General features: G+C 63.7%; 22 protein-coding genes. 7 read left to right on the forward strand and 15 right to left on the reverse strand.

Going from position 1 to position 22709, the window contains the following annotated elements; all coding sequences use genetic code 11:
- Positions 1-63: 63 nt before the first annotated feature.
- Entirely contained in the window at positions 64-894 is an 831-nt protein-coding gene (rsmA, locus tag HF916_RS30295; protein WP_168792578.1) for a 16S rRNA (adenine(1518)-N(6)/adenine(1519)-N(6))-dimethyltransferase RsmA, read from the forward strand.
- A 34-nt stretch (positions 895-928) separates the two neighbouring features.
- On the opposite strand, the gene HF916_RS30300 is transcribed toward rsmA, so the two are convergent.
- Entirely contained in the window at positions 929-1864 is a 936-nt protein-coding gene (locus HF916_RS30300; RefSeq protein ID WP_168792579.1) for a DMT family transporter, read from the reverse strand.
- Positions 1865-2122: 258 nt separating this feature from the next.
- On the opposite strand from HF916_RS30300, the gene HF916_RS30305 reads away from it, so the two are divergent.
- The 3 genes from HF916_RS30305 to HF916_RS30315 all read left to right on the forward strand — a co-directional run bounded on the left by HF916_RS30305 (position 2123) and on the right by HF916_RS30315 (position 4143).
- Positions 2123-3244, forward strand: coding sequence for a porin (locus tag HF916_RS30305; RefSeq protein WP_168792580.1), 1122 nt, complete (start codon positions 2123-2125; stop codon positions 3242-3244).
- An 87-nt stretch (positions 3245-3331) separates the two neighbouring features.
- A complete protein-coding gene (gene gloA, locus HF916_RS30310) occupies positions 3332-3718 on the forward strand; it encodes a lactoylglutathione lyase (RefSeq protein WP_168792581.1) in 387 nt (128 codons plus the stop codon).
- Between the two features lie 26 nt (positions 3719-3744).
- Positions 3745-4143, forward strand: coding sequence for a hypothetical protein (locus HF916_RS30315; protein WP_168792582.1), 399 nt, complete (start codon positions 3745-3747; stop codon positions 4141-4143).
- 70 nt (positions 4144-4213) lie between these two features.
- Here HF916_RS30315 and HF916_RS30320 read toward each other — a convergent pair whose 3' ends face one another.
- The 8 genes from HF916_RS30320 to HF916_RS30355 all read right to left on the reverse strand — a co-directional run bounded on the left by HF916_RS30320 (position 4214) and on the right by HF916_RS30355 (position 13377).
- Positions 4214-5116, reverse strand: a complete 903-nt coding sequence (locus HF916_RS30320; RefSeq protein ID WP_168792583.1) for a M48 family metallopeptidase — start codon at positions 5114-5116, stop codon at positions 4214-4216.
- A 44-nt stretch (positions 5117-5160) separates the two neighbouring features.
- A complete protein-coding gene (locus tag HF916_RS30325) occupies positions 5161-5919 on the reverse strand; it encodes a lysophospholipid acyltransferase family protein (RefSeq protein ID WP_168792584.1) in 759 nt (252 codons plus the stop codon).
- A 40-nt stretch (positions 5920-5959) separates the two neighbouring features.
- Complete coding sequence (gmhB, locus tag HF916_RS30330) at positions 5960-6514, reverse strand: D-glycero-beta-D-manno-heptose 1,7-bisphosphate 7-phosphatase (RefSeq protein WP_168792585.1); 555 nt, start codon at positions 6512-6514, stop codon at positions 5960-5962.
- Between the two features lie 10 nt (positions 6515-6524).
- Positions 6525-8624, reverse strand: a complete 2100-nt coding sequence (gene glyS, locus HF916_RS30335) for a glycine--tRNA ligase subunit beta (protein WP_168792586.1) — start codon at positions 8622-8624, stop codon at positions 6525-6527.
- 15 nt (positions 8625-8639) lie between these two features.
- Positions 8640-9647, reverse strand: coding sequence for a glycine--tRNA ligase subunit alpha (gene glyQ, locus HF916_RS30340; protein WP_168795697.1), 1008 nt, complete (start codon positions 9645-9647; stop codon positions 8640-8642).
- Positions 9648-9864: 217 nt separating this feature from the next.
- A complete protein-coding gene (locus HF916_RS30345; protein WP_168792587.1) occupies positions 9865-11475 on the reverse strand; it encodes an FMN-binding glutamate synthase family protein in 1611 nt (536 codons plus the stop codon).
- Between the two features lie 218 nt (positions 11476-11693).
- A complete protein-coding gene (mnmA, locus tag HF916_RS30350; RefSeq protein ID WP_168792588.1) occupies positions 11694-12839 on the reverse strand; it encodes a tRNA 2-thiouridine(34) synthase MnmA in 1146 nt (381 codons plus the stop codon).
- A 58-nt stretch (positions 12840-12897) separates the two neighbouring features.
- Entirely contained in the window at positions 12898-13377 is a 480-nt protein-coding gene (locus tag HF916_RS30355) for an NUDIX hydrolase (protein ID WP_168792589.1), read from the reverse strand.
- A gap of 344 nt (positions 13378-13721) precedes the next feature.
- Here HF916_RS30355 and HF916_RS30360 point away from each other — a divergent pair, with 344 nt between their 5' ends.
- From HF916_RS30360 to HF916_RS30370, 3 genes are read left to right on the forward strand one after another with little or no spacing between them, the layout of a single operon-like run.
- The gene (locus HF916_RS30360; RefSeq protein WP_168792590.1) at positions 13722-14864 is read left to right on the forward strand and encodes a Re/Si-specific NAD(P)(+) transhydrogenase subunit alpha; all 1143 of its coding nucleotides are present in this window, start codon (positions 13722-13724) and stop codon (positions 14862-14864) included.
- Positions 14865-14876: 12 nt separating this feature from the next.
- On the forward strand, positions 14877-15209 hold the full coding sequence (locus HF916_RS30365; RefSeq protein WP_074763055.1) for an NAD(P) transhydrogenase subunit alpha: 333 nt from the start codon (positions 14877-14879) through the stop codon (positions 15207-15209).
- A complete protein-coding gene (locus HF916_RS30370; RefSeq protein ID WP_168792591.1) occupies positions 15209-16663 on the forward strand; it encodes an NAD(P)(+) transhydrogenase (Re/Si-specific) subunit beta in 1455 nt (484 codons plus the stop codon). Before HF916_RS30365 ends, HF916_RS30370 begins: the two co-directional genes overlap by 1 nt.
- A gap of 115 nt (positions 16664-16778) precedes the next feature.
- On the opposite strand, the gene HF916_RS30375 is transcribed toward HF916_RS30370, so the two are convergent.
- From HF916_RS30375 to HF916_RS30400, 6 genes are all read right to left on the reverse strand, one after another.
- A complete protein-coding gene (locus HF916_RS30375) occupies positions 16779-17519 on the reverse strand; it encodes a helix-turn-helix transcriptional regulator (protein ID WP_168792592.1) in 741 nt (246 codons plus the stop codon).
- A 71-nt stretch (positions 17520-17590) separates the two neighbouring features.
- A complete protein-coding gene (locus tag HF916_RS30380; protein ID WP_168792593.1) occupies positions 17591-17974 on the reverse strand; it encodes a VOC family protein in 384 nt (127 codons plus the stop codon).
- A gap of 222 nt (positions 17975-18196) precedes the next feature.
- A complete protein-coding gene (locus HF916_RS30385) occupies positions 18197-19489 on the reverse strand; it encodes a THUMP domain-containing class I SAM-dependent RNA methyltransferase (protein ID WP_168792594.1) in 1293 nt (430 codons plus the stop codon).
- Positions 19490-19666: 177 nt separating this feature from the next.
- Positions 19667-20398, reverse strand: coding sequence for a PqiC family protein (locus tag HF916_RS30390; RefSeq protein ID WP_168792595.1), 732 nt, complete (start codon positions 20396-20398; stop codon positions 19667-19669).
- A complete protein-coding gene (locus HF916_RS30395; RefSeq protein ID WP_168792596.1) occupies positions 20395-22053 on the reverse strand; it encodes an intermembrane transport protein PqiB in 1659 nt (552 codons plus the stop codon). The genes HF916_RS30390 and HF916_RS30395 overlap by 4 nt, the downstream gene beginning before the upstream one ends.
- A complete protein-coding gene (locus tag HF916_RS30400) occupies positions 22046-22708 on the reverse strand; it encodes a paraquat-inducible protein A (protein ID WP_168792597.1) in 663 nt (220 codons plus the stop codon). Before HF916_RS30400 ends, HF916_RS30395 begins: the two co-directional genes overlap by 8 nt.
- Between the last annotated feature and the right edge of the window lies 1 nt (position 22709).

Here is a 22709-nt window from a genome sequence, read left to right on the forward strand (position 1 = left end):
GCAAACACGCGCCGATCAGCCAGTTCCTTTTCTTAAGCAGTTCTCTTTCTTAGCGTTTCTTCGATGTCCACCAGCAGACAGCAACAGGGCCGGCACCAAGGTCATATCGCGCGCAAGCGTTTCGGTCAGAACTTTCTGGTCGACATGGGCGTGATCGATTCGATCGTCGATGTCATCCGGCCGCAACGCGGCGAGCGTATGGTCGAGATCGGGCCGGGCTTGGGCGCGCTCACCGAACCGCTGATCGAGCGTCTGGCGACGCCGGAAGCGCCCTTGCACGCCGTGGAACTGGATCGCGATCTGATCGGCCGTCTGAAGACGAAATTCGGCGGCCTGCTCGAACTGCACGCCGGCGACGCGCTCGCGTTCGACTTCGGTTCGCTGGCCGCGCCCGGCGAGAAAGCGTCGCTGCGCATTGTCGGCAATTTGCCGTACAACATTTCGAGCCCGCTGCTGTTTCATCTGACGTCGTTTGCGCATCGCGTGATCGATCAGCACTTCATGTTGCAGAACGAAGTGGTCGAGCGGATGGTGGCGGAGCCGGGCACCAAGGCGTTCAGCCGTCTCTCGGTGATGCTGCAATACCGCTACGTGATCGACAAGCAACTCGACGTGCCGCCCGAATCGTTCAACCCGCCGCCGAAAGTCGATTCGGCGATCGTGCGGATGATCCCGTACGAACTGCATGAACTGGCGCCGGTGGACGAGCGCGTGCTCGGCGAAGTGGTGACGGCCGCGTTCTCGCAGCGTCGCAAGATGTTGCGCAATACGCTCGCTGCGTATCGCGATTCGGTGGATTTCGAGGCGCTCGGCTTCGACCTGCAACGCCGCGCTGAAGACGTGTCGGTGGCGGAATACGTGCGCGTGGCGCAGATCGTGGCGGGCAAAGCCTAAGCCTTTGGGCCTTTGGCCTTGACGGCCCGAGGCTCTAGGTCGTCACCCGCTTCGCCGGTGCGTTGACCAGCGCGATGCCGGTCAACACCAGCACCGCGGCCATCAGAAAGCGCAGACTGAACGACTCGCCGAGCAGCAGCACGCCGAAGGTCACGCCAAACAGCGGCGTGAGGAACGAGAACACCGACAGGCGCGACGCGATATAGCGCGTCAGCAACCAGAACCACACCAGATAGCTGACGAACGCCACGATCACCGCCTGATACGCGAGGCTCACCACGGCCAGCGGCGTGACGGTTTCCACGTGCGCCTGGCCGAGTCCGAGCGCAAGCGCGAGCAGCACCACCGCCGACACCATCAGTTGATAAAACAGCGTCTTGCTGGCACTCGATTGAGCGAGTCGCGTGGCGCGCACCACCACGGTTGTAGCGGCCCACGCGATGCCGCCCAGCACACCGAGCGCGTCGCCCGCAACACCCGCGAGCAACGAACCGCCGGCGGTGTGGCCGTGCAGGAAGCCGTCCGCGAAGGCGAGCGATATGCCCGCGAAGGCCACGACGATACCGACCCACTGAATCCGCCGCATGCGCTCGCCGTCGACGAACCAGTGCAGGCCGAGCGCCGTGAAGCACGGCGCGGTGTACAGAAAGACCGCCATGCGCGACGCGCTGGTCAGCGTCAGGCCGAGAAAAATGCACACGAACTCGCCCGCGAATAGCACACCCGCGAGCAGGCCGGCGCCCAGGGTGCCGTCGTCGCGAAAGAGCGGCGTGCCGCGTGAGCGCGCCCAACCCCACACCAACACCGACGCAATCGCCGAACGCAGGCCCGCCTGGAAGACCGGCGGCACCGCCGCATTGGTGCTTTTGATCGCGACTTGCTGGAGACCCCAGATCGCGCACAGGCCGATCATCAACAGGATGGCGAAGCTATCCGGGGCGCGGCGTACGGGCAGGGCGGAGGTGCTCATGGGCGGTGTCGAGTCGGAAATAGCTCGTACGATAGCAAACCTGCCCAAGCCGCCCGCCGATGACCCCACCGCCTACGCGTGCTTCTTATAGGCCGCAAGCAACGCCGCAAGCGTTTTTGCCGACTTAACAACACCTGCTTCAGACTAATTTCGCGCGGGTGCCGTTTCGCGCTAAGGTTCTGCCACTAAGGTTTTGTCAGGACATTCAAAGCAGACGAACTCCATCCGCGCGACGCGGAGCCTGTACGAGGAGAAGATATGAAGAACGTAGGCAGGTGGGCAGCGGCCGCGGTTCCCGCGGCATTGGCGTCGTTGGGGTGTCAGATGGCGCACGCGCAATCCAGCGTGACGCTGTACGGCGTGGTCGACGAAAGCGTGCGCTACCTGACTCACGTCAACAAGGCAGGCGATTCGTCGATCGGACTCGGCACAGGCGGCATGACGCAAAGCCGCTGGGGGCTGAAGGGCGTCGAGGATCTCGGCGGCGGCTGGTCTACCTTCTTCAAACTCGAAAACCGCATTTACATCAACAGCGGCCAAAGCGATCCCACGCTGCCGTTCTTCAACGAAGCGCAGGTCGGCGTGCGATCGGATTCGTACGGCCAGATCATCCTCGGGCGTCAGTACAACGTCGTGATCGAAGGTGTGACGGTGGCCGGCTACGGCAGCAATTCGTGGATCCCGTACGACTTCAGTTTTCAACCTGAAATCACCATGACGGGCGGCATCTGGACCAGCAACCAGGTGCAATATCAGGCGAGATATAACGGCTTCACGTTCGCGGCCGGCTACGCATTCGGCGGCAATGCGGGCAATGCCTATGGCAGCCAGATCGGCGCGGCCGCGGCTTATAAACCCGAAGGCGGTCCGTTGAGCGTCGGCGGCGCGTATGAAGTGTCGAAAGATTCGGTCAACGGCGCGGCCGCGAAGACATGGACGTTCGGCGGCTCGTACACGTGGAATCTGACGCGTTTTTCCGCCGGCTACATCGTCAATCAGAACGACGCGGGCTTTTCGAATTTCGCCAACGGGCCGTTCACCGCGCCCGTGCTGGCAGCGCTCAAATACACGGACTTCGCGCGGCGTCGCATGATCATGGGCGGCATCACGCAACAGGTCAGCAATAAGTGGCACTTCGCCGCGAACGTCTGGCGCACGTTGCAGGACGGCAAGACCGCCGCGCAGGACGGCTCGGCGTGGCAGTACCAACTGGTCGCCGACTACAACCTGTCCCGGCGCACGGACGTCTATCTGGAAGGCGATTATTCGCTGTATCGCGGCGACCTGATCGGCGCGCAGTTGCAGGGCGTCAACAGCGTGGGGCTCGCGCAGAAGGGCTCGCAGATCGGTTTGATGGCCGGCGTGCGACATCAGTTCTGAGTACTGATTCACAGGTGGCACGCTCTGCAGCGCCGCGCGATTCCGGGTACATTGGCGGTCTCGTTACCACGCAACAGGGAGTGCATCATGCGCCTGCTTCACACTATGCTCCGGGTCGGCGACCTGGACCGTTCGATCGCCTTCTACACTGAACTGCTCGGCATGAAACTGCTGCGCCGCGACGACTATCCGGACGGCAAATTCACGCTGGCATTCGTCGGTTACGAAGATGAACGCGACGGCACCGTGCTCGAACTGACCCACAACTGGGACACGCCTTCGTACGACCTCGGCACCGGCTTCGGCCACCTCGCCGTCGAAGTGGAAGACGCCTACGCCTCGTGTGACAAGATCAAGGCACAGGGCGGGACGGTGGTGCGCGAAGCCGGTCCGATGAAACACGGCACGACCGTGATCGCTTTCGTCACGGACCCGGACGGCTACAAGATCGAGTTCATCCAGAAGAAGAAATAAGGCTGGCGGCAGGGCGAGGTCAATCAATGAATAACATCAATCCCTACTTCAAAGAACTCGACGAGATCCACGTCGAAATCGCGGCCCTGTTCGACGGTTCCGCTGACGCGGGCGCGCTGCAGCGAATCATGGCGCGCTTCGCACCGCAATTCACGCTGGTCATGACATCGGGCATCGCACTGGATCACGCCGGTGTGCGCGAGATTTTCTCGAAGCTGCACGGCGCGCGTCCGGGCTCGCAAATCACGATCCGCGACAAGGAGATCGTCGCCGACTATCCGTCAGGGGCGGTGGTGAAATATCGCGAGTATCAGCGCGACAACGCCGGCAACGCGAACGTGCGGCGCTCCACGGCGGTGATGGATCTCGACGCGCACGGCAAGGTGACGTGGCGTCATTTGCAGGAAACCTTGTGCTCGGAATGAGCGGCAGTGTGTGACAAACCGGCGCTTCAGATTGAAATCGAAGCGCCGGTTTCAAGGCACGAAAAAGGCGCTAAAGCGTCGGCAGCAATTCCGGCGGATGCGACTTCAGTGTCTGCCGCGCCTCGCGGAATTCCGGAAAAATCGATTCGACTGTTTGCCAGAAACGCGGGCTGTGATTCATTTCACGCAGATGCGCGAGTTCGTGCGCGACGACGTAATCGATGATGGAAAGCGGGAAGTGAATCAGCCGCCAGTTCAGGCGAATCTTGCCGTCACTCGAACAACTGCCCCAACGCGTCGCCGCTGAAGAGAGCGCATACGCGCGATAGTTCACGCCCAGTTTCTCCGAGTAGATCGCAAGGCGCTCGCCGAACAGACGCTTCGCTTCACCCTGCAGCCAGCCTTGCACGCGATCCTTGATCTGCTGCGGATCCGCTTGCAATGGCAGCGGCACTTGCAGCGCCGCATCTTCCGCGCTGAACGCGAGCATGCCTTGCGGCGCGCCGAGTTTCACGCGCACGGGCTGACCGAGATACGGCACTTCGGCGCCATCTTTCCAGTCGACCTTCGGCAACGCGCGCTGCTCGACACGCGTTTGCCACTCGATCAGCTTCGTGAAAATCCAGCGCTGCTTTTCGGTGATCGCGGTTTCGATATCGGCGAGCGTGACCCAGCGCGGCGCGGTGATCGTCAGACCCGTGCTGTCGATCGCGAAGCCGATCGAGCGGCGCGCCGAACGCTTGAGCACGTAGTGGAGCGTGCGTGAGCCGATCGCGAGGCTGCGCAACTTGCTGCCATCCGGCGCGAGCAGCACGGCCGGCTGCTGGCCGCCTGGCGAGCTCTGCGAAGCGCCTGGCGTTGGTGCGGAAGGTGAAGGGGACGACGACGTCGACCCCGGCTCGGCGAAGAGCGGGAGATCGAGTTGCCGGTTATCGAGCGCCGCAGCGGGCTGTGGCGTAGGAGACTTCTGCATCGGATTCGGCTTCGCGCAAATACGCCTTCGAGGGCGTGGGCGCGTCAGATTGGTGCGGCGGCGGAACTGCTTTCCGCCGCGCGGTACGCGGTAGGATCGATGCGACGCATTTCAGCTTCGATCCACTGTTCGACGCGCGTGTTAACTTCATCGGGCGTGAGCCCCGTCGTGTCGATCGGCTTGCCGATCGACACTGTGACTATACCCGCATATTTGAGAAACGAGTTGCGAGGCCACACACGTCCTGCGTTGTGCGCGATCGGCACGACCGGCGCGCCGGTGGCCGCCGCGAAACGCGCACCACCGGTTTTGTACTTGCCTTGCCTGCCGGTCGGCGTGCGTGTGCCTTCTGGAAACATGATGATCCAGGCGCCTTCCGCCATGCGTGCCTTGCCTTGCTTGATGACCGATTCGAACGCGTACTTGCCTTCCTTGCGATCGATATGAACCATCTTCAGCATGCCGAGCGCCCAGCCGAAGAACGGCACGTACAGCAGTTCGCGCTTGAACACGTAGCACAGCGGTCGCGGCATCAGCGCCGGAAACGCCAGCGTTTCCCATGCCGATTGATGTTTGGAGAGCAGCACCGCGGGACCGTCAGGCAGGTTCTCGAAGCCTTCGATGTTGTAGCGGATACCGTTGAGCCAGCGCACCGTATGCAGCGTCGCGCGGCACCAGCCGGCAGCCATCCAGTAGCGGTTGTCGGCGCGCATGAACGGAAATGCAATGAAGCATGCAGTCGCGTACGGCACGGTGAACAGAACGAAGTAGATCAGCAGAAGCAAAGAACGAATGAAGCGCATCGGCGTGGTCAGTGAGGGTTGGGGACGCGCGTGGCGCGCGTCACTCTTGAGCGTCGGCGAGGAAGTCGAGTGCGAAGGCGCGCAGATCGTCGTGGACGATCGTGCCTTCGGGCAAGCCGCCGGCATCGAGCGTTTTGCGGCCCTTGCCGGTCAGCACCAGATGAGCCGGATGGCCGAGCGACGCACCTGCTTGCAGATCACGCAGAGAGTCGCCGACCACCGGCGTATGTTCCGGGTCGACCTCGAAGCGCTCGGCGATCATCTTCAGCATGCCGGGCTTCGGCTTGCGGCACTCGCAATGATCTTCCGCCGTGTGCGGGCAAAAGAACACCGCGTCGATGCGCCCGCCCACCGTTGCCGCCATGCGATGCATCTTCAGATGCATCGCGTTGAGCGCGTTCATATCGAACAGGCCGCGGCCGATGCCCGACTGGTTGGTGGCGATCGCCACGCGATAGCCGGCCTGATTCAGACGCGCGATGGCTTCGAGCGAACCGGGCAGTGCCACCCACTCGTCCGGCGACTTGATGAACGCGTCGGAGTCGACGTTGATCACGCCGTCGCGGTCGAGAATCACCACTTTTTTGGTCGGCATGGCGCGGGGCTCAGGCGGCGAGTCGGGAAATGTCGGCGACGCAGTTCATCTGCTGATGCAGTGCGCCGAGCAAGGCCAAACGGTTGGCGCGCAACGCCGGATCTTCGGCGTTGACCATCACGTCGTTGAAGAACGTGTCGACCGGTTCGCGCAACGCGGCGAGCGCGGTTAGCGCGCCCGTGTAGTCGCGTGCGGCCAGTTGCGATTGCACGCGCGGCGCGACCTGTTCGAGTTGCGCATGCAAGGCTTTTTCCGCCGCTTCGATGAGCAGGGTGACCTGCACGCCGCCGGTCGCCGCGCCTTCCGACTTCTTCAAAATGTTCGAGATGCGCTTGTTGGCCGCCGCGAGCGATGCCGCTTCTGGCAACGCCGCGAATTCCCGCACGGCATCCAGACGCGCAACGATGTCGTCGAGACGCGTGGGGTTCAGCGCCAGCACCGCGTCGATTTCGCCCGGCGCGTAGCCTCGTTCGCGCAGCAGGCCGCGCAGACGGTCCATGCTGAATTCGTAAATGGCTTGCGTCGAATCGGCGACGTTCGGCACGGCGGCGAATTGCGCGTGAGCCGTGCGCAGCAGTTCGACCAGGTCGATCGGCAATTGCTTCTCGACGAGAATGCGCAGCACGCCGAGCGCGTGACGGCGCAACGCGAACGGGTCTTTCTCGCCGGTGGGTTGCAGGCCGATGCCCCAGATGCCGACCAGCGTTTCGAGCTTGTCGGCCAGCGCGACGACAGTACCGGTTGCAGTGGTGGGCAATGCATCGCCGGAGAAACGCGGCTGATAATGTTCCGAGCACGCGAGCGCGACTTCTTCCGGCTCGCCGTCGTGGCGCGCGTAGTAGGTGCCCATCGTGCCTTGCAGCTCGGGGAATTCGCCCACCATGTCGGTGATCAGGTCGGCCTTGGCCAGACGCGCGGCGCGCTTCGCGAGCGTCACGTCCGCGCCGATCAATCCGGCGATCGCGCCGGCCAGCGCTTCGACGCGCTCCACGCGTTGCAGCGCCGAGCCCAGCTTGTTGTGATACACGACGTTCGCGAGCAGCGGCACGCGATCGGCGAGCGGCTTCTTCTTGTCCTGCTCGAAGAAGAACTTCGCGTCAGCGAGACGCGGACGCACCACACGTTCATTGCCTTCGACGATATCGCCCGGCGTGGACGTCTCGATATTCGACACGATCAGGAAGCGCGAACGCAGCTTGCCGTTCGCATCGGTTAGCGCGAAGTATTTCTGGTTGGTCTGCATGGTGAGGATCAGGCATTCCTGCGGCACTTGCAGAAATTCGTCCTCGAAACGGCACGCGTAGACCACCGGCCATTCGACCAGCGACGTGACTTCGTCCAGCAGCGATTCCGGCATCACCACCTGGTCGCCGTCGGCTTGCGCGAGCAGATGCGTGCGGATGGTTTCCTTGCGATCGACGAAACTCGCGACCACGTGCCCTTTATGCAGCAGCGTCTCGGCGTAAGTATCCGCGTGCTGGATCTGCACGAAACCTTCGGAGAGGAAGCGATGGCCGAGCGTGGTGTCGTCGGCGTCGATGCCGAGCGCGCTCACCGGCACGATCTGTTCGCCATGCAGCGCGGTCAGCCGATGCGCCGGACGCACGAACTGCACGTTGGTGCCGTCCGGGCGCTGATACGTCATGACTTTCGGGATCGGCAGTTTGGCGAGCGTTTCGTCGAGCGCGCTTTGCAGGCCGTCGGCGAGCGTGGCGCCGGGCGCGGCATAGCGCAGGAAGAAGGCTTCGGCCTTGCCGTCCTGCGCGCGCTCCAGGTCGTTCACCGAAAAATCGGGGAAGCCGAGCGCGGCGAGTTTCTTGGTGAGCGGCGCGGTGGGCTGGCCGTCTTTATCCAGCGCGACGGAAACCGGCAGCAGTTTTTCGCGCACGTGTTTTTCCGGCGCAACGGCGCGCACGTTCTTGATCATGACGGCGAGGCGGCGCGGCGTGGCATAACGTTCGAACGACAGTTCGCCTTCGACCAGATCGCGCGCCGCGAGGCGCTGCGCAATGCCTTCCGCGAAGGCGTCGCCGAGACGCGCGAGCGCTTTCGGCGGCAGTTCTTCGGTCAGCAGCTCGACGAGCAGGGTAGCTTGATGGGGTTGAGTCATGTGTTGATGTTCTCGTCAGTCCTGGTCGATCTTGCGTTCGACTTTCAGCGGCGGCGCCCACGCGGGCATCGCGGCATCCTGTTCGTCGGTCGTGAGGCCGGGCACGCCGTGCACCGGATTGCCGAGCATCGGGAAGCCGAGCTTTTCGCGCGAATCGTAGTAGGCCTGCGCGACCAGCTTCGACAGCGCACGGATGCGGCCGATATACGCCGCGCGTTCCGTGACCGAAATGGCGCCGCGTGCGTCGAGCAGGTTGAACGTGTGGCCGGCCTTCAGTACCAGCTCATAGGAGGGCAGCGCGAGCTGCGCTTCGATCATGCGCCTGGCTTCGGCTTCGTAGCTGTTGAAGATCGAGAACAGCAACTCGACGTTTGCGTGCTCGAAGTTGTAGGTGGACTGTTCGACTTCGTTCTGGTGGTACACGTCGCCATAAGTCAGGCGACGCAGTTCCGGGCCGTTCGGGCCTTGCTCTTCCCACTCGGTCCAGACGAGGTCGTAGACGTTTTCGACCTTCTGCAGATACATGGCGAGGCGTTCGAGCCCGTACGTGATTTCGCCGAGCACGGGTTTGCAATCCAGGCCGCCCACCTGTTGGAAGTACGTGAACTGGGTCACTTCCATGCCGTTCAGCCACACTTCCCAGCCCAGACCCCAGGCGCCGAGCGTGGGGTTTTCCCAGTCGTCTTCGACGAAGCGCACGTCGTTCTGCTTCAGGTCGAAGCCGAGGGCTTCGAGCGAGCCGAGGTACAGATCGAGGATATTTTCCGGCGCCGGCTTGAGCACCACCTGGTACTGGTAGTAGTGCTGCAGACGGTTCGGGTTCTCACCGTAGCGGCCGTCTTTCGGGCGGCGCGACGGTTGCACGTACGCCGCGCGCCACGGCTCGGGGCCGACCGCGCGCAGGAAGGTATGGACGTGGGACGTGCCCGCGCCGACTTCCATGTCGATCGGCTGGAGCAACGCGCAACCCTGCTTGTCCCAGTAGGACTGCAAGGTCAGGATGATTTGCTGAAACGTGAGCATGAAGTGCCTTTCGGGCATGAGGCCGCGCCGTGAGCGCCGAAGCGCGCCGGGTGGCCGTGGAGCGAAGTGCTAAACCGTAGATTTTAACGGAAAGGGAGGGGGGTGTCCGTTTTGCGGGGTCGGACGGGAGATTGAGTGTTCTTTAGACGACAAAGGGCCGCGTGTGGCGGCCCTGCGTCGTTGGTCATGCGTCGTGCCGACTACGTCGGCCACTGGCTCAGGTCGCCGCCAGTTCCATCTTCGGCGAGAACGAATCGCTCTGCGCCACCGGCCAATACTTCTCGAACAGCGAGTAGCGATAGTTGTCGTTGAGCAGATCGTTCGGTTCGAGATACTTCAGCAGTTCCGACATCAACCGCACCTCATGCGACGACACGCGCCGCACGATGTGATGCGCGCGCAGTTCCGCCGGATGCTTCAGCCCCGCGGCCTGAATGATTTCCTTCAGCGCATGCAGCGTGTTGTGATGGAAATTGAACACGCGGTCGGCCTTGTCCGGAACCACCAAAGCGCGCTGGCGCACGGGGTCTTGCGTCGCGACGCCGGTCGGGCAGCGCCCCGTGTGGCAGGTCTGGGCCTGAATGCAGCCCACCGCGAACATGAAGCCGCGCGCAGCGTTGACCCAATCCGCGCCGATCGCGAGGGTCTTGGTGATGTCGAACGCGGTGATCATCTTGCCGCTCGCGCCGATGCGAATACGTTGCCGCAAGCCGATGCCGACCAGCGTGTTGTGCACCAGCAGCAGGCCCTCTTGCAACGGCACACCGACGTGATCGGTGAATTCGAGCGGCGCCGCGCCCGTGCCGCCTTCCGCGCCGTCCACGACGATGAAGTCCGGCAGGATGCCGGTTTCCAGCATCGCCTTGGCAATGCCGAAGAATTCCCACGGATGTCCAATGCACAGCTTGAAGCCGGTCGGCTTGCCACCTGACAGCGTGCGCAGACGGTCGACGAATTCGAGCAGGCCGCGCGGCGTCGAGAACTCGGAGTGCGTAGCCGGCGAGATGCAGTCGCGGCCCATCGGCACGCCGCGTGTCTCCGCGATTTCCGGTGTGATCTTGGCGGCCGGCAGCACGCCGCCGTGACCCGGCTTCGCGCCTTGCGAGAGCTTCACCTCGATCATCTTCACTTGCGGCTCGGCGGCCTGCTTCGCAAACTTCTCCGCGCTGAACGTGCCGTCGTCGTTGCGGCAGCCGAAGTAGCCCGAAGCGATTTCCCAGATGATGTCGCCGCCATGCTCACGGTGATATTTCGACATCGAGCCTTCGCCGGTGTCGTGCGCGAAGTTGCCTTTCTTCGCGCCGAGGTTCAGCGCCATGATCGCGTTCGCCGAGAGCGAGCCGAAGCTCATCGCCGAGACGTTGAAGATCGACATCGAATAAGGCTGCGCGCGATCCGGTCCGACGACGATGCGGAAGTCGTGATTCTCGAGCGTGGTCGGCGCGAGCGAGTGGCTGATCCATTCATGTGCCACCGCTTTGACGTCGAGTTCGGTCCCGTACGGGCGGCTGTCGACGTCGTTCTTCGCGCGCTGATAGACGATGCTGCGCTGGACGCGCGAGAACGGCTTTTCGTCCGTGTCGCCTTCGACGAAATACTGGCGGATTTCCGGACGGATGAATTCGAACAGGAAACGGAAATGGCCCCACAGTGGATAGTTGCGCAGGATCGCGTGGCGCTGCTGCGTCAGGTCGAACAGGCCGAGCGCGACCAGCGCGAGCGGCACGATGATCCAGAACCAGGCAATGTGATGCGTGTCGGCCAACGCCGCGCAGACGGCGAACAGCGCGGCTGCGCACCACATGGCCAGATAACGTCGAGAAAACATGGGGACTCCAGTGCAGTGAGGATCGTCACGGCGGGATCGCCAGCGCTGCCGGCACAGACGGAATCCGCCGCGAAGGAAAACGAACGGCTGCTTGTTATGGTGAAGCTAGCTGCGGCTTGAAGAGCGAGCGCATGGATGCCACGCGCAGCGCAGGTTGAAGCGTGAAAGTGAAGCGCGTGCGGCGATAGGCCGTGTTGCCGCACGATCAGACGCGTGGATCAACGGGCGCTCAGCAGCGCCGCTTTTTGCGGCTCGCGCGCGACCGGCTGTCCGGTGACCGCGTGTTCGATGATGCCGCCGCCGAGGCACACGTCGCCATCGTAGAGCACCGCAGATTGCCCCGGTGTGACAGCCCATTGCGCCGCGTCGAAATTCAGTTCGAAAAGGCCTTCGCCGCCGCCCGCCGCACTGAACGTGCACGGCGCATCCGCTTGCCGGTAACGGGTCTTCGCGCCGCACGCAAAGCCGTCCGCCGGCGGCTCGCCGGCCACCCAGCTCGTATTGCCGGCGGACAGCGTATGGCTGAGCAGCCATGCGTGATCGTGGCCCTGCGCGACGTACAGCGTGTTCGACGGAATGTCCTTGCCGGCGACGAACCACGGCTCGCCGCTGCCGTCCTTGCTGCCGCCGAGGCCGATGCCCTTGCGCTGGCCGAACGTGTAGAACGCGAGGCCGATGTGTTCGCCGACCACTTTGCCGTCGGTGGTTTTCATCGGGCCCGGTTGGGTCGGCAGATAGCGGTTCAGGAAGTCGCGGAACGGCCGTTCGCCGATAAAGCAGATGCCGGTCGAGTCTTTCTTCTTCGCATTGGGCAGCGCGATCTGCTCGGCGATTTCACGTACCTTGGTTTTCGGAATCTCGCCGAGCGGAAACAGTGTCTTCGACAATTGCGCCTGATTCAACCGATGCAGAAAGTACGACTGGTCTTTCGTATGGTCGAACGCCTTCAGCAGTTCGAAGCGGCCGTTGTTCTCGCGCACGCGCGCATAGTGGCCGGTCGCGATGGTTTCCGCGCCGAGCGACATGGCGTGGTCGAGGAAAGCCTTGAACTTGATTTCGGCGTTGCAGAGCACGTCCGGATTCGGCGTGCGGCCGGCCGAGTATTCGCGCAGGAATTCGGCGAACACGCGGTCCTTGTATTCCGAGGCGAAGTTGACCGCTTCGACGTCGATGCCGATCAGGTCCGCCACCGAAACCACGTCGATCCAGTCCTGTCGCGTCGAGCAGTATTCGCTGTCGTCGTCGTCTTCCCAGTTTTTCATGAACAGGCCGACCACGTCGTAGCCCTGTTCCTTCAGCAGCCATGCGGTAACCGACGAATCGACGCCGCCCGACATGCCTACTACGACTTTCTGCTTGCTCATAAGATGCTCACTGGGTGCTGCGTGACTTCATGGATCGTGGGTGGGCCGCTGGTTGCGGCTATCTTTTTTGCCCGACCGAATGCGTGTGCACGAAGTCGAGCGGGAAACGCCGGCCCGCGAGGTAATCGTCGAGACATTGCATGACGAGCGGCGTGCGGTGCCGTTCGGGACAGGCGCGCAATTCGTCGGCGCTCATCCACAACGTGCGGACGATGTCGGGGTCGAGGGCGCGCTGCGGATCGGCTTCGCCGCCCGCGCCGCAATAGGTGAAGCGCAGGTAGGTGACGCCCTCACTGCCGGGCCGCTCGAAATGGGTCATGTACATGCCCACCAGCGCCTCGGGCGCGAACGGATGGGCGGTTTCCTCGAGCGTTTCGCGGATCACCGCTTCCAACAGCGTCTCGCCCGCCTCCAGATGGCCTGCGGGCTGGTTCAGGCGCAGCCCGTCGGCGGTATGTTCCTCGACCACGAGAAAGCGCCCGTCACGCTCGACGATGGCCGCGACGGTGACGTGCGGCAGCCAGGTTTCCGGTTTCATGGGTGCGCATTTTACCGGTTATGGGCCTCGCCTGCCGGGAAGCGGGCGGCGGGCCGGGGCGACGGGCGGGCGGCGAGCTGCGGCCAGGCGGCGGCGCGCCGCCCGCAGTGGAGTGACCGGGGCGAGCGTGCGGCCGCGGAATGATGCCCTTTGAATCGGCCCGGGTTGCGGCCCGCGCTGCACGACCGGCAAGTCGACCGCGCCCGTTGGGCACCCCCGGATTGTCCCCGATTTTTGCGCACCCCCCGGTTTCGGTTAAAGTGAGGCGTTAGCCGTTGCACTGCAAGCCGGCGTGCCTCGTCGGCCGATCTGTCGTAAAACAGGAAGTCGAGGAGGAGAACAAGATGCACATCGGAGTGCCAGCCGAGACGCGCGCGCACGAAACCCGCGTCGCCGCGACGCCCGAAACGGTCAAGAAGTATGTGACCCAGGGCCACCGGGTCACGATCCAGAGCGGCGCCGGGACCGGCGCCAGCTTTCCTGACGATGCCTTTACGGCCGCCGGCGCGGAGATCGTCGACGCGGCGACCGCGTTCGGCGCCGATCTCGTCCTGAAGGTCCAGTCGCCGACCGACGCCGAGTTGCCGCTTCTGAAGCGCGGCGCGACGCTCGTCGGCATGCTCGATCCCTTTAATACCGAAAACTCATCAAAGCTGGCGACTGCGGGCGTGACGGCGTTCGCGCTCGAAGCGGCGCCAAGAACCACGCGCGCGCAGAGTCTCGACGTTTTGAGCTCGCAGGCGAATATCGCCGGGTACAAAGCGGTGCTGCTGGCCGCCACGCTCTATCCGCGCTTCATGCCGATGCTGATGACCGCCGCCGGTACCGTCAAAGCGGCCCGCGTGCTGATTCTCGGCGCGGGCGTCGCCGGCTTGCAGGCGATTGCGACCGCCAAGCGCCTGGGCGCGGTGATCGAAGCGTCCGACGTGCGGCCGGCGGTAAAAGAGCAGATCGAATCACTCGGCGCGAAGTTTCTCGACGTGCCCTACGAAACCGACGAGGAGCGCGAAGCCGCGCAGGGCGTCGGCGGCTACGCGCGGCCGATGCCGCCTTCGTGGCTCACGCGCCAGTCCGGGCTGGTCCACGAGCGGGCGAAACAGGCGGATATCGTCATCTCCACCGCGTTGATTCCCGGCCGGGCGGCGCCAACGCTGATCTCCGTCGAAACCGTTCAGGCGATGAAACCCGGCTCCGTGCTGATCGACCTCGCTGCCGGCCGGGGCGCGGAGTATGAAGGCCAGCGCGGCGGCAACTGTCCGCTCACCGAGGCGGACAAGGTGGTCATCAAATACGGCGTGACCCTCGTCGGCTATACGAATCTGGCCTCGATGGTGCCCGCCGATGCGTCCTCGCTTTACGCACGCAACCTGCTCGACTTCCTCAAGCTGATCATCACGAAGGAAGCCACCCTGAACATCGATCTCACGGACGATATCGTCGCGGCCACGCTGTTGGCCCGTGATGGTGAAGTCACGCGCAAGTCATAAAGGAGAGCGGCGATGGAAGTCATCAACCACACCGTCATCAACCTGATCATCTTCGTGCTGGCGATCTACGTCGGCTACCACGTGGTCTGGAACGTCACGCCCGCGCTGCACACGCCGCTGATGGCGGTGACCAACGCGATTTCAGCGATCGTGATCGTCGGCGCGATGCTCGCCGCGGGTCTCACTTTAGGCACGCCGGGCAAGTTCTTCGGCACGCTCGCGGTTGCACTCGCGGCGGTCAACGTGTTCGGCGGCTTTCTCGTCACGCGACGAATGCTGGAGATGTTCCGCAAGAAAGAGCCGAAAAAGCTCATCGCTGACAAGACGGCCAAGGAGAACGCGTAATGAGTCTGAACGTCGTCACGCTGCTTTATCTGGTCGCGTCGGTCTGCTTCATCCAGGCGCTTAAAGGGCTGTCGAATCCGAAGACGGCGCGCATCGGCAATACCTTCGGCATGGCCGGGATGGCGATTGCGATCCTCACGACCCTCGCGCTGATCGTCAAGCAGGCTAACGGGCTCGGTTCGAATCTTGGGTTGGGGCTCGGTCTGCTGCTGGTCGCGCTGGTGATCGGCGGCGCCGTTGGGGCGTTCGTCGCCGCGCGCGTCGAGATGACCAAGATGCCGGAACTCGTCGCGGCCATGCACTCGCTGATCGGTCTCGCCGCCGTGTGTATCGCGTATGCGGTGGTGTCGGAGCCGGCTGCGTTCGGTCTCGTCGACCCCGAGAACACGGCACCGGGTTTCCTGCCTTATGGCAATCGCGTCGAGCTGTTCATCGGCACGTTCGTTGGCGCAATCACGTTCTCGGGTTCGGTGATCGCGTTCGGCAAGCTGTCGGGTAAGTACAAGTTCCGGCTCTTCCAGGGCGCGCCGGTCGTCTATGCCGGGCAGCATCTGATCAACCTGCTGCTTGCGCTCGCGATGCTCGGCTTCGGCGTGATCTTCTTCCTCACGCAGGCGTGGCTGCCGTTCATCATCATGACGCTGATTGCGTTCGTGCTCGGCGTGCTGATCATCATCCCGATCGGCGGCGCGGACATGCCGGTGGTGGTGTCGATGCTGAACTCGTACTCGGGCTGGGCGGCGGCGGGCATCGGCTTCTCGCTGAACAATCCGATGCTGATCATCGCGGGCTCGCTGGTCGGGTCGTCCGGTGCGATCCTGTCGTACATCATGTGCCGGGCAATGAACCGCTCGTTCTTCAACGTGATTCTGGGCGGCTTTGGCAATGAGCCGGGCGTGGCTGCGGCGGGCGGGTCGGCGGAGCAGCGTCCGGTGAAATCGGGTTCGGCCGATGATGCGTCGTTCATGCTCGGCAATGCTGAAACCGTGGTGATCGTGCCGGGTTATGGTCTGGCCGTCGCGCGTGCGCAGCATGCGTTGAAGGAGTTGACCGACAAGCTGGTCGAGAAGGGCATCGAGGTGAAGTACGCGATTCACCCTGTCGCTGGACGGATGCCGGGGCACATGAACGTGCTGCTCGCGGAAGCCGAGGTGCCGTACGAAATGGTCTACGAAATGGACGACATCAATGGCGAGTTCGGTCAGGTCGACGTGGTGCTGGTGCTCGGCGCGAACGACGTGGTGAACCCGGCGGCGAAGACCGACCCGAAGTCGCCGATCGCGGGCATGCCGATCATCGAGGCTTATAAGGCGCGCACGGTGATCGTGAACAAGCGCTCGATGGCCGCAGGTTACGCGGGGCTCGACAACGATCTGTTCTACATGGACAAGACGATGATGGTGTTCGGCGATGCGAAGAAGGTGATCGAAGATATGGTGAAGGCGGTGGAATAGACGCATGCCCGGCGTTCGCGGCCCGCTTCGAAGCGGGCCGCGAACGGCTCCGTCGTCTGCCATCAATCTGCGCGAAAAGGATGTCTTCCGCCGCCGCCGTTTTCGCGTAGTGGCTCTATCGCGGCTTCGCATTCACATGCCGCAACAAATCCGCGAGCCGTCTGCCTTCCTGATCCGGATAGGGTTCGAGCACCTGAAGATTCTGGATCTTCTCCAGCCCGAAATTGCGGAAATCGCCGCGCAATTCACACCACGCCCCAAGCGTCCAGCGCGCGCCCCAATAAGCTAGGGCGAGCGGCCAGACACGGCGCTCGGTCGCCGCGCCGTTGACATCGACGTAAGCGAAGCTCGCCACATGCCGCGTATCGATCGCGCGATGCAGCGCGTCCAGTTGCGCGGAAAAATCCCCTTTGATGTGAAACGACGGCGCGAAGACCGCCAGCCTTTCCAGTGTCGCGCGCTTGTCGGCGGGCATGGCCGAGGCGATCTTGGCGAGCGCCCCGCGCGCGCCACCCGCAAAGCCTGCGCCGCCCCACGATTCGAGCATGCGCGCGCCCGCGGCGAGCGCGGCCAGTTCATCGGCGGTGAAGGTGAGCGGCGGCAAACTCGCCGTGCGGCTCAGCCGGTAACCGATGCCGGCCTCGCCTTCGATCGGCACCCCTGACAGTTGCAGATCGCGCACGTCGCGATAAACCGTGCGCAGCGAGATATGCAGCCAGTCGGCGAGTTGTTGCGCGGTGGTCAGTCGCCGTCCGCGCAGCAGTTCGGCGATCTGGAACAGGCGGTCGGCGCGGCGCGTCATCGTGGGCGTCTTGTAGAAGAGGACGGGGACAGTTCCGCGATGATAGCGCCGCATGCCGCGCTCCGGTCGGCGCTCGTGCGCGGCGCTCACCGGCCGCCGCGCACGAGCGCTGTGTTGCGTTGCGTTTAGCCGTTGGTCCGCGAGTGCAGGCCGAGGCGGTTGCCTTCCGTGTCGGTGAAGAACGCGATATAGCCAATGTCCTGCGGCAGTTTGATCACCGGGCCGTCGGTCTTGCCGCCGGCTTGCTCGACGCGCGCGAGGGCGGCGTCGACGGTCGGCTGCGCGTTCAGATAGACGAGCACGCCGTCGCCGGTGGGCGTCATCGACGGGCTGTGGACGATCGCGCCGCCGGTCGCCGGTTCCTCGTAGCCGAACACGGCGATCGGCTGTCCGCCGATTTCCTGGACATTCAGTTTGACGTCGAGCGCCGCTTCATAGAAACGGACGGCGCGATCGAAATCGACGGACGGAATCTCGAACCATGCAACAACTTTGGATGATGCGGACATGTCACTCTCCTGTGGATGGCGGTAAGCCGTGCAAAGCGCCGGATGGCGTGAGAAGGAGTGTGCGGGGGGGCTACTGACAGCGTGGTGTCAGTAGGAGGTGGCAGGAGCGATGAAAGCGGCGGCGAAAAAATACGGACCGGCCCGCAAGCCGCAGGCGAAAAAAAACCGCGGAGCCAGGTCTGCGGTTTTCGTTGCCATATTGCCTGTGAGACGCAGCGCCCCTCAGGCCGCCGGCGTATCGCTCTGCGGCCGCTGTCGCACGCTGCCCGCGATCAGATCGAAACGGAACAGACGGCATTCGAGCGCGCCGTTGAAGAGCGGCGTCTTGGTCGATTCACGCAGGCGCAACTGGCCCGGTAGCTTGCGATCCGATGTCAGGATGAACGCGTGCCAACCGGTGAAACGCTGCTTGAGCGCATCGCCGAGCAACTGGAAGAATTCGCTGTCCGGCGCTTCTTCCTGAACGCGGCGAAAACCCTCGTCTTCGCGGCTGTCGCGATTGCCACGCCCTTCTCGTAGCTCGCCGCGAGCATTGCGGCCGCGCACTTCGATCCGTTCGCCATACGGCGGATTGGCGACGAGAATGCCCGCAGCGGATGTCGGCGGCGTCATGCCGCGCGCGTCGACCTGTTTAAGCGGAATCGACGGCAAGCCCGCGCGTTGGAAGTTGGCGCGTGCCTTGTCGAGCATGTCGCCGGAAATATCGCTGCCGAAGATTTGCAGATCGGCGCGCGAACTACGCGCGGCGTGCTTCGCGTCGAGCGCGGCGGCCTTGAGCGTTTGCCAGGTTTTGGCTTCGTATTGCTTGAGCTTCTCGAAGCCGAAGCGGCGTTCCGCGCCAGGCGCGATATTCAGCGCCACCTGCGCGGCTTCGGCGAGGAACGTGCCGCTGCCGCACATCGGGTCGTACAGGGGCGTGCCGGCGGTCCAGCCGGTCAGACGCAGAATGCCCGCGGCCAGATTCTCACGCAGCGGTGCCGCACCCTTGTCGAGACGCCAGCCGCGCTTGAAGAGCGGATCGCCTGAGGTGTCGAGATACAGCGTGCAGTCGGTGGCGGTGAGAAAGGCGAACACGCGCACATCGGGCATGGCCGTGTCAATGTTCGGACGCGCGCCGCTGACTTCGCGCAGACGATCGCAAATGGCGTCCTTGACGCGTAGCGTCGTGAATTCCAGGCTGCGCAGCGGCGATTTGATTGCCGTGACGTCGACGCGCAGCGTTTCATTCGCCGAGAACCATTGTTCCCAACGCTGTTCGACCGCGAGGGCATAGATGTCCTGCTCGCTGCGATACGGACGATGCGCGATTTTCAGCAGCACGCGGCTCGCGAGACGCGAATACAGGTTGGCGGCCATGCCGGCGGCCCAGCCTCCGCGGAAATGCACACCGCCCGGCACTTGTGCGCCGGCTGTGAACGGCGCGCCGTTCAGGTGGCTGGCGGCAATTTCGGCGAGTTCAGCCGCGAGCGAGGCTTCAAGGCCGCGCGGGCAAGGGAGGAAGAAATCGAAGGACATTGAGGTTGCCGGAAGGCGTTGGATAAGGCGCTATTGTACGCGGTCGGGGTGGGGGGTTATGCGCGATGTCCTGTGGGCGGCGATGCGCACGCAAACTCCCGTCAGGTACGGCGGGATTTGACGTGTAAGCGTAGGTCGCGGAGAAAAGGGCAACGGCGCCGCGCCGTGCCCGATCGATCAGGCGCCGGCCGCCGTGCCACCCGTGCTCGACGGGCACGGCGGCACAGTCACCACCGCGGCCTTGCTGGTCGAATTGCCCTTGGTCAGCGGAGCTGAAGCCGCCATGGTCTGCACGGCCGACGCAATCTGCGTGGATATTGCCTGCAACGCCCGCCGATGCCCCTCGACCAGCGCATCGTATCCACCGCTAACCGGCTCACTCACCACACTCCGGCAAGTCATCACCGCCGTGCTGCGGACAGCCCGCACACTCCACACCGCGTCGATCAACGCATGCGATCCCGACCATGATTCAAACCGCTGCACGTTCATATTGACCCGATACACCGACGCCGTATCCGGATAGGCCGTGCCGTACACATCGATTGTGCCTAATTGCTGCGTCAGACTCGTCGACAACGCGCGCCGGATTTCATCGCCGGGCAAGGACGCCCAGCGCTCCTGTTCGAGTACCTGAACTTGCGTCGGTCCCGTCTGCACGACCAGCTGATTCTTCGACACCTGCGGCGGCACGTCGATCGGCGCGACTTCGATCAGCCACGCCGGCGCGGCCGAGGTCCGGGCACTGACCGGCGCGACGGATCCGGCAGCACTATCGGCACCCAGCGTATAAAAACGGCTCGAAGGCGATGAGCACGCCGCCAGCGCCACGAGTCCGGCCAGGGCGCCGGCAACGACAGCGCCGCGCACGAGCCCGCGCGGCGGGCGGGGGAGCCGGGCAAACATCATGGTTTATCTCCTGATTTACCGCGCAACAGCGATTCGGGGTGACGCTCCAGATAATCCGACAGCGCATTCAACGACTGCAACGTGCGCGTCAATTCCTGCAGCGCCTGATGAACATCCGACTGCAACGGCGAGTCCTGCTGCAAAGTCGCCTCGGCCGAACCGAAGGTTTGCTTTGCCGCCGCGAGGGTATCGCGAGCCTGCGGCACGACTTCCTTGTCGAGTCGCGTGAAGAGCTGATCGGCGTTCTTCAGTGCGCTGTTCAGGTTGTTGCCGATCTGGTCGAACGGCACAGCGTCGAGCTTCTTCGCAATGTCGGCGACCTGAAGCTGCAGTTCGTCGAGCGTGTTCGGGATCGTCGGCAGTTCGAGCGGATCGCTCGCCACGTCGACGGTCGCCGGTGGCGCCTTCGGGAAGATATCCAGCGCGACGTACAACTGGCTCGTGATCAGATTGCCGGTGCGCAACTGGCCGCGCAAACCATGCTTGACGAGCTGTTGCAGCAGCGTTTGACCGGCGAGCGTGCCCGGCACCGGCGCGGTCTCGCGGAAGCGCTTGCCGAGTCGGTCGGGGTACAGGTTCATGGTCACCGGCATCGTGAAGCTGCGCGTTTTCGGATCGTAGTCGATGCTGATGTTGGTCACCTGGCCCAGCACGATGCCGCGGAAATCGACCGGCGCGCCGACCGACAGCCCACGCAGCGACTGGTTGAAGTTCATCACCACGCGCAGCGGCACGCCGTCCGGTTCGCGCATCGCATCCGCTTCGTCCGAGCCGAGGCGGAACGTCATGTTGTTCGGCGCCTGCGCGCCCACGCCCTGACCCGGCGGCGACTGGAACGACAAGCCGCCTACGATCACCGTGGCAAGCGACTGCGTATTCAGCTTGAAGCCGCTGGAATCGAGCCGCAGATCGACGCCGCTCGCATGCCACCAGCGCGAATTGGTGCCGACGTACTGGTCGAACGGCGCGGACACGAAGACCTGCATGGTCACGCCGGTGCCGTCCTTGTCGAGCGAGAAGCCGACCACCTGGCCGACCTGCACGCGCCGATAAAAGATCGGCGAGCCGATGTCGATCGAGCCGAGCGAATCGCCGTGCAGGACGAACTGGTGGCCCTTCTGGTCGCCGGTAATGGGCGGCGGCGTTTCGAGGCCGACGAAATTCTTCTCGCTATCCGGCGAGTGTCCGGCGTCCGCACCGATGTACGCACCCGAGAGCAGCGTGGTAAGACCCGACACGCCGCTCGCGCCGACGCGCGGCCGCACCACCCAGAAGCGCGAATCCTTGACCGCGAAGTCTTCGCCTTCCTTGGTCAATTGCACCTGCACCAGCACGTGAGACAGATCTTTCGACAACGTGATGGTCTTCACCGAGCCGACATCGACGTCTTTGTACTTCACCTTGGTCTTGCCGGGTTCGAGGCCTTCGGCGCTGATGAAGCTCAGCGTGATGGTCGGGCCTCTCCCAGTCACCGACTTGATCACGAGCGCGATGCCGATCAGCGCGGCGATCAGCGGAATCACCCAGACGAGCGAAGGCAGCCAGCGGCTGCGCGGTTCAATTTCAGGTTCCGGGAGTTGGGGCGGCAGCTTCGGTCCGTTCGAATCGTTGCGCGGCGCATCGGAGGCGGGCGTCGGTTCTTGCGGGCTAGTCATGTTTGAGATCCTGAGGTTTTTGGGTACTGCCGTTCACGCTGCCTTCCACGTTATCCCAGATGAGCCGTGGATCGAATTGCATGGAGGCCATCATGGTCAGAATCACCACGCAGCCGAAGGCGATCGCCCCGGGGCCGGCGGTGATGACGGCAAGCGATTTGAAGCGCACCAGCGCGACCGTCAACGTGACGACGAACACGTCGAGCATCGACCAGCGCCCGATCCGTTCGACCATCCGGTAAAGCGTGGTGCGCTGCTCGGGCCGCCAGCGCGACCGGCGCTGCGCCGTGACGGTGAGCAGCACGAGCACGCTCAGCTTCAGCATCGGCACCATGATGCTGGCAATGAACACGATCACCGCCAGCGGCCAGTCGCCCGAGGTCCAGAAATAGACGACGCCGCTCATGATGGTGTCGTCTTCGGAACCGAGCAGCGATGAGGTGTGCATCACCGGCAGCAGATTCGCGGGAATATACAGGAGCGCCGCGGCGATCAGCAGCGCCCAGGTGCGCATCAGGCTGTCGGGGTTACGCGAGTGCAGGCGCGAGCCGCACCGTCCGCAGTGCTGCGGCGTGACGGAGCGGATGCGCGGCTCGACGCGTCCGCACGCATGGCAATTGAGCAGGCCTGCGCGTTTCGCAGTGACGTATTTCATG

It is taken from the genome of Paraburkholderia aromaticivorans, assembly GCF_012689525.1.
Taxonomy (GTDB): domain Bacteria; phylum Pseudomonadota; class Gammaproteobacteria; order Burkholderiales; family Burkholderiaceae; genus Paraburkholderia; species Paraburkholderia aromaticivorans_A.

What these genes read in the sequence shown, in the direction of transcription:
- HF916_RS30325 (WP_168792584.1), bottom strand. Translation starts at nt 5,919, where the DNA reads ATGCGCTTCATTCGTTCTTTGCTTCTGCTGATCTACTTCGTTCTGTTC.
- rsmA (WP_168792578.1), top strand. Translation starts at nt 64, where the DNA reads ATGTCCACCAGCAGACAGCAACAGGGCCGGCACCAAGGTCATATCGCG.
- HF916_RS30375 (WP_168792592.1), bottom strand. Translation starts at nt 17,519, where the DNA reads ATGCGGCGCTATCATCGCGGAACTGTCCCCGTCCTCTTCTACAAGACG.
- HF916_RS30305 (WP_168792580.1), top strand. Translation starts at nt 2,123, where the DNA reads ATGAAGAACGTAGGCAGGTGGGCAGCGGCCGCGGTTCCCGCGGCATTG.
- HF916_RS30320 (WP_168792583.1), bottom strand. Translation starts at nt 5,116, where the DNA reads ATGCAGAAGTCTCCTACGCCACAGCCCGCTGCGGCGCTCGATAACCGG.
- gmhB (WP_168792585.1), bottom strand. Translation starts at nt 6,514, where the DNA reads ATGCCGACCAAAAAAGTGGTGATTCTCGACCGCGACGGCGTGATCAAC.
- HF916_RS30345 (WP_168792587.1), bottom strand. Translation starts at nt 11,475, where the DNA reads ATGTTTTCTCGACGTTATCTGGCCATGTGGTGCGCAGCCGCGCTGTTC.
- HF916_RS30390 (WP_168792595.1), bottom strand. Translation starts at nt 20,398, where the DNA reads ATGATGTTTGCCCGGCTCCCCCGCCCGCCGCGCGGGCTCGTGCGCGGC.
- HF916_RS30355 (WP_168792589.1), bottom strand. Translation starts at nt 13,377, where the DNA reads ATGAAACCGGAAACCTGGCTGCCGCACGTCACCGTCGCGGCCATCGTC.
- glyQ (WP_168795697.1), bottom strand. Translation starts at nt 9,647, where the DNA reads ATGCTCACGTTTCAGCAAATCATCCTGACCTTGCAGTCCTACTGGGAC.
- HF916_RS30365 (WP_074763055.1), top strand. Translation starts at nt 14,877, where the DNA reads ATGGAAGTCATCAACCACACCGTCATCAACCTGATCATCTTCGTGCTG.
- HF916_RS30395 (WP_168792596.1), bottom strand. Translation starts at nt 22,053, where the DNA reads ATGACTAGCCCGCAAGAACCGACGCCCGCCTCCGATGCGCCGCGCAAC.
- HF916_RS30400 (WP_168792597.1), bottom strand. Translation starts at nt 22,708, where the DNA reads ATGAAATACGTCACTGCGAAACGCGCAGGCCTGCTCAATTGCCATGCG.
- HF916_RS30300 (WP_168792579.1), bottom strand. Translation starts at nt 1,864, where the DNA reads ATGAGCACCTCCGCCCTGCCCGTACGCCGCGCCCCGGATAGCTTCGCC.
- glyS (WP_168792586.1), bottom strand. Translation starts at nt 8,624, where the DNA reads ATGACTCAACCCCATCAAGCTACCCTGCTCGTCGAGCTGCTGACCGAA.
- HF916_RS30385 (WP_168792594.1), bottom strand. Translation starts at nt 19,489, where the DNA reads ATGTCCTTCGATTTCTTCCTCCCTTGCCCGCGCGGCCTTGAAGCCTCG.
- HF916_RS30360 (WP_168792590.1), top strand. Translation starts at nt 13,722, where the DNA reads ATGCACATCGGAGTGCCAGCCGAGACGCGCGCGCACGAAACCCGCGTC.
- HF916_RS30315 (WP_168792582.1), top strand. Translation starts at nt 3,745, where the DNA reads ATGAATAACATCAATCCCTACTTCAAAGAACTCGACGAGATCCACGTC.
- HF916_RS30370 (WP_168792591.1), top strand. Translation starts at nt 15,209, where the DNA reads ATGAGTCTGAACGTCGTCACGCTGCTTTATCTGGTCGCGTCGGTCTGC.
- HF916_RS30380 (WP_168792593.1), bottom strand. Translation starts at nt 17,974, where the DNA reads ATGTCCGCATCATCCAAAGTTGTTGCATGGTTCGAGATTCCGTCCGTC.
- gloA (WP_168792581.1), top strand. Translation starts at nt 3,332, where the DNA reads ATGCGCCTGCTTCACACTATGCTCCGGGTCGGCGACCTGGACCGTTCG.
- mnmA (WP_168792588.1), bottom strand. Translation starts at nt 12,839, where the DNA reads ATGAGCAAGCAGAAAGTCGTAGTAGGCATGTCGGGCGGCGTCGATTCG.